The sequence below is a fragment of the Flavobacterium sp. genome, assembly GCF_044338735.1.
Lineage (GTDB): Bacteria > Bacteroidota > Bacteroidia > Flavobacteriales > Flavobacteriaceae > Flavobacterium.
Genome location: NZ_JBIIWV010000172.1, coordinates 1 through 4,179 on the forward strand (window position 1 = coordinate 1; position 4,179 = coordinate 4,179).

Here is a 4,179-nt window from a genome sequence, read left to right on the forward strand (position 1 = left end):
AATGTATTTGCTTCGGCTTGCATTTCTTTTAATTCGTCACCTGTAAAATCTTTACGTTGACCTTGTTGCATAGCATAAGCTTCTTTTTCGTTAACGATTTGTTTAGACATCGTCATTCCCATCGCTTTCATTTCAAAAGCTAATTTTTTAGGCGCTGTTTTTGTTACCATTTCAAGCGCAGTACCTTGAACTGTTCCTGAAGAAAGAATAGCTAATGTTTTTACATTTTTTACCGCTTTTTCACCACCAATAGCTTTGATGTAATCGTTTAAAACAGTTTGTGCAGTTACACCAGCTGGTACTGGTTTTTTAACTTCAGGTTTTTGTGTTGGATTTCCGTATTTGTCAAAGTAAAAAATAGGTAATTTTTCTTTTTTACTCATTACTTCTAATCCTGGTAACACATCGGCAGCTTTTCCTACGATAATTACTCTTGTTTGATTGGCTAAGAAAAATTTATTAGCAGAATTTTTAATATCTTCTGCGGTTACACCATTGATGTTTTTAATATAATTTTCGTAAAAATCATCTGGCAATCCTTGTGTTTCTTTGTTTAATGCATAACCTGCAATTGTAGAAGGTTTTTCAATTTGCATTACGAAGTTACCTACGTATTTAGCTTTTGCATTTTTAAGATCTTCTTCTGAAACTAATTCAGTTCTCATTTTTTTCAATTCGTTGAACACTTCAACAACTGCGCTATCGGTTACTGCATTTCGAACAGAAGATCCTGAGCGGAATTTATTGATGTATTTTCCAGATCCAATTGAAGAATAAGCGCCATAAGTCCAACCGTGTTTTTCACGAAGATTTAAGAATAATCTGCCTTCACCACCACCACCTAATACTTGATTAGCTAGTATAACGGCAAAATATTCTGTATCGGTCATTTTTAAATTTGATAAATTAACCAAAGCAATTTCAGATTGAACTGCATTTGGAGTATCAATAAAGTTTATTTGACTGTATTGAACGTCTTTTGGATCAGAATAAGTTAGTTGAGGTGCGGTAGCTTTTTTCCAGCTTCCAAAAAGTCTTTCCACTTCTTTTTTAACCTCTTTAAATTTCACATCACCAACAATTACAAGGTATGCGTTTGCTGGAACAAAATATGTGTTATAATTAACGATAACATCATCAAGTATTACATTATTTAATGTTTCTTCGCTAGTAAATTCGCCTTTGTAGTGTTCTTTTCCATAGGTTAAAACATTTTCAACTCTTCTAGCAATTGCTGTTACACTTTTTTCTTCAGATTTTAAACCTTCAATTATTTTTTCTTTTTCTTTTTCAAATTCTTCTTGAACAAATAATGGATTTAAAGCTCCATCAGCCATTAATTCTAATATTCTTTTTGAATATCTAGACAAACCGTTTGCCGAAGCTCCCGAAGCATCAAAATTAATATTTGCTCCTAAGAAATCAATCTCTTCATTAAAAGCGTCTTTGTTCATAGATTCCGTTCCGTTACCAATCATGCTACTTAAAATATCAGAAACTCCTTTTTTTGCACCTTCAGCATAAGGCGGATTATCTAATGTAAGATTAAAAGAAACACGTGGTAATTTATGATTTTCAACTACTAACACTTTTAAACCATTTTTAAGTATAAAACTTTGTGGTTTATTAATATTTATTGAAGGCGCTGGTCCTGGTTTAGGTTGAGGTCTGTCTTGTGCTTGCATAGTTATTGTTAAAAATAAACTGGCTGCTATGTATATAAATTTTTTCATATGTTTTCGATCTTAGTTTTGAGCTTTGTCTTTAGCAGGAACATAGTCTAAAATTAATCGCTGATTTGCGTTTAAGTATTTTTTAGAAATGTCTCTAATTTCTTCTCTAGTAATTGAACGGTAAATATCAATTTCGGTATTGATTAAATTGATGTCGCCATATAACATATAGTAAGTCGCCAAATTATCTGCAATTCCTTCAACTGAAGCGTTATTGCTTACATAATTACTTTCAAATTTATTTTGTAGTTTTTGAAAATCAGTTTCCGAAATTAATTCGGATTGCATTTTTATAATTTCTTCATCAATTTCTTTTAAGATAGATTCTGAAGTATTTTCACCCATTGGTAAACCATAAATTAAATACATTCCATAATCTTCTTGACTGTAATTAAATGCACCAATTTGTAGCGCCATTTTTTTATCGTCTACGATTTTTTTGTATAATTTAGAACTTTTTCCGTCTGATAAATAAGTAGAAATCATATCTAAAACTCTTGCATCACGCGATTTCATTGAAGGCGTTCTGTAAGAAGCTACTAACATTGGAATTTGAATGTTTGGATCTTCCCAAGAAGCTTTAAATTCTTGAGTAATTGGTGCCTCTTCAGTTTTTTGACGAGTTACTGGCGTTCCTTTTGGAATAGCTCCAAAATATTGGGTAATCCATTCTCGAGCTTGTGCATTGTCAAATTGACCCGCTACCACTAAAACGGCATTATTAGGAACGTAGAATTTTTTATTAAACGCTTGAAATTCTTCTAAAGTAGCAGCATCTAAATGTTCCATTTCGCCAATGGTGGTCCATTTATACGGATGCACTTTAAACATATTTTCCTTAACTGCTTTAATTAAATTTCCATAAGGTTGGTTGTCAACACGAAGTCTTTTTTCTTCTTTTACTACTTCGTTTTGAGTATCAACTCCAATTTGATTAATTACTGGATGCATTAATCGTTCCGATTCCATCCAAAGCGCCAATTCTAAATTGTTAGACGGAAATACTTCATAATAATACGTTCTGTCATCCGTAGTATTTGCATTGTTGTTACCGCCATTTGCAGTTACTAGTTTAAACCATTCACCGCGAGCAATATTTTTTGTACCTTCAAATAAAAGGTGTTCAAAAAAGTGTGCAAAACCAGTTCTGTTAGGTTGTTCGTCTTTCGCGCCCACGTGATACATAACTGATGTAATTACCACTGGAGCAGAATTGTCTTGATGAAGCACAACGTGTAATCCGTTGTCTAAATCAAACTCTTCAAATGTTACTTTTTGAGCAGAAGCTGTTCCGCCAAGCATTAGTGCAGTCCCCAAAGCCATTAAAGATTTTTTCATACGTTATTAATTTGTTGATAATATTATTTGTAGTTTTTTTTCAAATATTGTTACAAATGTGGTTAATTTTTTTTCAACTTTTTTTATCCAATCAAAAAATATATAATTTTATTACGCTAATGTGTTGTGTGGTTTATAATTTATTGTATATTTGCAACCTTAAAATTTTTAATTAAAATCATTGTTATGTACGCAATCGTAGAGATAGCAGGGCAACAATTCAAAGTAAGCAAAGACCAAAAGGTTTATGTTCACCGTTTAGCTTCAGAAGAAGGTTCGAAAGTTTCTTTCGATAAAATTCTTTTGTTAGATGACAACGGAAACGTAACTTTAGGCGCCCCAGCTGTAGAAGGTGCTTCAGTAGAAGCCAAAGTGTTACAACACTTAAAAGGTGATAAAGTAATCGTCTTCAAAAAGAAAAGAAGAAAAGGTTACAAAAAGAAAAACGGTCACAGACAATCATTCACTCAAATTTTAATTGAGGGAATTGTAGCTGCTAGTGCTAAGAAAAAAGCTGCTAAAAAAGAAGTTGAGGTTGAAGTAACCGATACTACTGAAGAAGTAAAGCCAAAAGCAAAAGCTAAAACAACAAAAAAACCAAAAACTGAAGAATAACATTTAAAATATAACATCATGGCTCACAAGAAAGGTGTCGGTAGTTCGAAGAATGGTAGAGAATCAGAATCAAAACGTTTAGGCGTTAAGATTTATGGTGGACAAGCTGCTATTGCTGGAAACATCATTGTTAGACAAAGAGGTTCTAAGCACAACCCAGGTGAAAATGTTTACATGGGAAAAGATCATACTTTACATGCTAAAGTTGATGGAGTTGTTAAATTCCAGAAAAAAGCAGAAAACAAATCATATGTTTCTGTAATTCCATTTGAAGCTTAATAACTTATTTTGCAACATATTTAAAACCTCTCTTTACGGGAGGTTTTTTTATTTTTAACTCCAAAATAAATTCATTAAGTTTTGCATTTTTAATCGAAAGCGTTATATTTGCACTCCAATTATCGCGGGTATGGTGAAATTGGTAGACACGCCAGACTTAGGATCTGGTGCCGCAAGGTGTGAAGGTTCGAGTCCTTTTACCCGCACAAAAAAA

4 protein-coding genes and 1 tRNA gene are annotated in these 4,179 nt (G+C 32.6%); 3 read left to right on the plus strand and 2 right to left on the minus strand.

What is annotated here, in order from left to right; all coding sequences use genetic code 11:
- A partial coding sequence (locus tag ACIQZC_RS09470) for a M16 family metallopeptidase (RefSeq protein WP_396138985.1) occupies positions 1-1,733 on the minus strand: 1,733 nt, incomplete at its 3' end.
- A 12-nt stretch (positions 1,734-1,745) separates the two neighbouring features.
- Complete coding sequence (locus ACIQZC_RS09475) at positions 1,746-3,071, minus strand: M16 family metallopeptidase (protein WP_396138986.1); 1,326 nt, start codon at positions 3,069-3,071, stop codon at positions 1,746-1,748.
- A 186-nt stretch (positions 3,072-3,257) separates the two neighbouring features.
- Here ACIQZC_RS09475 and rplU point away from each other — a divergent pair, with 186 nt between their 5' ends.
- The 3 genes from rplU to ACIQZC_RS09490 all read left to right on the plus strand — a co-directional run bounded on the left by rplU (position 3,258) and on the right by ACIQZC_RS09490 (position 4,171).
- The gene (rplU, locus tag ACIQZC_RS09480; RefSeq protein WP_396138987.1) at positions 3,258-3,686 is read left to right on the plus strand and encodes a 50S ribosomal protein L21; all 429 of its coding nucleotides are present in this window, start codon (positions 3,258-3,260) and stop codon (positions 3,684-3,686) included.
- A gap of 18 nt (positions 3,687-3,704) precedes the next feature.
- Entirely contained in the window at positions 3,705-3,965 is a 261-nt protein-coding gene (gene rpmA, locus ACIQZC_RS09485) for a 50S ribosomal protein L27 (protein WP_133610147.1), read from the plus strand.
- Between the two features lie 124 nt (positions 3,966-4,089).
- Positions 4,090-4,171: transfer RNA gene (locus ACIQZC_RS09490), tRNA-Leu, on the plus strand.
- The last annotated feature ends 8 nt before the right edge of the window (positions 4,172-4,179 follow it).

Coding starts and splice junctions, on each gene's coding strand:
- ACIQZC_RS09475 (WP_396138986.1), bottom strand. CDS start 3,071: ATGAAAAAATCTTTAATGGCTTTGGGGACTGCACTAATGCTTGGCGGA.
- rplU (WP_396138987.1), top strand. CDS start 3,258: ATGTACGCAATCGTAGAGATAGCAGGGCAACAATTCAAAGTAAGCAAA.
- rpmA (WP_133610147.1), top strand. CDS start 3,705: ATGGCTCACAAGAAAGGTGTCGGTAGTTCGAAGAATGGTAGAGAATCA.